Below are 3114 nucleotides of genomic sequence, written 5' to 3'. Positions count from 1 at the left end.
TTTCTATAGCATTTTAGGTCCGTCAGGTTCAGGAAAAACAACCGCACTTAGTTTAGCAAGTGGATTAGATAACCCAAAAGAAGGACATGTACTTTTCAAAGGAAAAGATATACGGAAAATTGGTTTAGATAAATATCGAAATAAATATGTTTCGATCATCTTCCAATCATATAATCTCATTACGTATATGACGGCTCTGCAAAATGTCGTGACGGCAATGGAAATTACAGGAGTTAACATAAGTGATAAAAAGAGAAGAGCGCTTGAGTTATTAGAAATGGTTGGCTTGTCGGAAACCGAAGCAAAAAGAAAGGTTTTACAGCTTAGTGGCGGTCAACAACAGCGTGTAGCCATTGCCCGTGCATTGTCTTGTGAGGTAGATTTATTAATTGCGGATGAACCGACCGGTAATCTAGACGAGAATACTTCGGATGAAATTGTCAATTTGTTTAAAGAGCTAGCTCATAAAGAAAATAAATGTATTATCGTTGTCACTCATTCCCAGGAAGTTGCTAAACAATCTGATAAGGTAGTGTATCTTGAAAAACGAAATTTGGTTTGTAAGAATCTGAAAAAGGACTAGTTTGTAAAAATGTAGTTGGAATAGAAGTCAAATATAAAATTGGAGTGGAGAAAATGTGGACGAAAATAGCAGCATCCATTGGTTTACTATCTATCGGAATAGCAATAGGTTTATTTGCGAATTTGATGAATTTAGGTGGAAACCTGGATCCAAGTGAAAACAATATGGACCAAGATCATAACACATATTCAGAAGAAGTTACACCTGATCAGCGTCAGTTGGAATCTCCAAATCCAAGAGGAGAAATGACACCAGAACAGTGGGAGGAGTTCACAACAAAACCAGGTGAACAAACACCAGAACAGTGGGATCCATATTCATCTAATCCAGAAGAAGATATGATACAAGGTTCTACATCGGGTTCTACATCTCCTAATTAAATTTCTTTGATGTGTTAGGAGAATACTCTAAGATAATTAATTCCATTAGTAATAAAACTTTTATGATATTTTAGCCCGTCAGATTCACTTTCAGGCAGCAATGACTAGTTATCAATAACGTATATTCCCCTTAGGATAGACAGATGAAAATTAAAATATGTTGATCTTAGGGGGAATTTCGATGAATAGGATTGTACACATCATGAAGATGAAAAAAATAACCTATAAGCTCTTTATGGTCACGTCTCTCATATTGTTATCTTTTGCAGTCTTGATTTATTTAACTTTATACTTTTTCCTTCCAACATTTTATCAACAATATAAAACCAATCAACTCCAATCGGGAATAGAGGAAATAATCCATAATGCTAAGAATTTAACATTAAACAATGCGATACCGCTTTTTGACGACTACATCAAAAATAACAATGCTAATATTTATTTGCGAACTAAAGAAGAAACTATTATATGTTCACCTACCTTCATGATGCAGGGAATTACGCAATCACCAAATCTTACTGCAAAAACAGCATTAATAGAGAATGAAGAAACTCTAATGAATGCATTTTTTGTTACTTTGCCGATTCAATTCCTAGATGAAAGTAATTTAACAGTTACTGTATTCGCGACATTTCAACCTATTGATGAAGCGTCACAGGTTTTAGTCCGTTTTCTTCCTTATATAAGTATCATTGTAGTGTGTATTGGATTAGGGAGTGCCTATTTATATTCAAGGTTCATTACAAAACCGCTCATTTATATAAATGAGGGTGCGCAAAAGATGGCAAACCTGAATTTTTCCGAAAACATCGTAGTCCGTTCAAATGACGAATTAGAGGAATTGTCCAATAGCTTGAATGAGATGTCGAATAATTTGCAACAAACAATGATTGATTTACAAATAGCAAATGAACAATTAAAAGATGATATCGAAAGAGAAAGAAAAATCGAAACAAAACGTAGGGGATTTTTCGCTACTGTTGCACATGAATTAAAAACTCCTCTCACGGTTATGAAAGGATATTTAGAAGGGATGATTTATAATATCGGCCCTTATCAAAATCGTGACTTCTATTTAGAAAAAAACCACAAAATTATTGAAAGAATGGAACAGCTCGTTCGCGAAATTTTGAGTATGTCTAAACTAGAACAAGATACCACTAAACTGCAATTGGAAGAAGTCGACCTTTTAGAATTAGTTGATTCAATAACGAAAGATCTTGTTTTTTTTGCTTCTGAAAAAGACATTAAAATAGTAAAACAAATTTCTCCTTACATGAGTGTACGTACAGATCGTGATTTATTAGAAAAAGCCTTTAAAAACATAATTCATAATGCAGTTACGTATTCACCGCATGGAGAAACAGTATTTATTGAAGTAACTGGGCTTCGAAAAGAAAATCAGATTCAAATAAAAGTAATTAATACAGGTGTTAAAATTAAGGAAGAGGAAATTCAACAATTATTCGAGCCTTTTTATCGAATCGAAAAATCCAGAAATAGGAATACAGGTGGAAGTGGGCTAGGTTTATATATTGTGAAACAAGTTTTTGAATCTCTTTCGATCATCTATACAATGGAAAATACAGAAAATGGCATACAGTTTGTAGCTACTATACCTAAATGGATAAGGAAATAACTAAAAAGTACATTTAAATATATAAATTGTCTCAGATTTTATTTGAGACAATTTTTTACTTTTGAATAGAAAAAGCTTAGTACCCGCAACTTCAAAAGATACTTGAGTAAGAAATTGGCGGAAGTGCTATGAACATCTATACTTCTAAAATGATATAAAACATGTTAAAACAAAGTCGCGATTGAGAAAATGGAAGTCTTAAGTAAAACAAAACGGGATATTTTTTCTATATATTGATATAACAGGTGGTGTTATCATTAAAAATTGTAGAAAATTGAATTAATGCTGAAACTCAAGTCAACTAGAGTTTACTCCACAGAGATAAAATATTTTCGGAAAAATACCCCAGATACTCCAAAATCTCCAGGTAATCTTCAGATAGTCTTCACAGTAACTACAGATATCGCCTATACAATTAAGACTGTAAGACAAAATACTTTAAAAGGAGATTAAAAACTATGAAAAAGAGAAAGAAATTGGCTGCTACTACTTTAGGTGCTGTATTTGCACTT

At 32.9% G+C, this 3114-nt stretch carries 3 protein-coding genes; all 3 read left to right on the top strand.

What is annotated here, in order from left to right; genetic code table 11:
• A partial coding sequence (locus tag B1B04_RS25190; RefSeq protein WP_079564498.1) for an ABC transporter ATP-binding protein occupies nt 1–583 on the top strand: 583 nt, incomplete at its 5' end.
• Between the two features lie 53 nt (nt 584–636).
• Nucleotides 637–963, top strand: coding sequence for a hypothetical protein (locus tag B1B04_RS25185; RefSeq protein ID WP_079564495.1), 327 nt, complete (start codon nt 637–639; stop codon nt 961–963).
• Nucleotides 964–1144: 181 nt separating this feature from the next.
• On the top strand, nt 1145–2602 hold the full coding sequence (locus tag B1B04_RS25180; RefSeq protein ID WP_079564492.1) for a sensor histidine kinase: 1458 nt from the start codon (nt 1145–1147) through the stop codon (nt 2600–2602).
• Nucleotides 2603–3114 lie beyond the last annotated feature (512 nt).

Source organism: Lysinibacillus sp. KCTC 33748, from assembly GCF_002237755.1.
Taxonomy (GTDB): domain Bacteria; phylum Bacillota; class Bacilli; order Bacillales_A; family Planococcaceae; genus Lysinibacillus.
The sequence above is the reverse complement of the archived record's forward strand: the minus strand, read 5'-3'. Positions and strand labels throughout refer to the sequence as shown.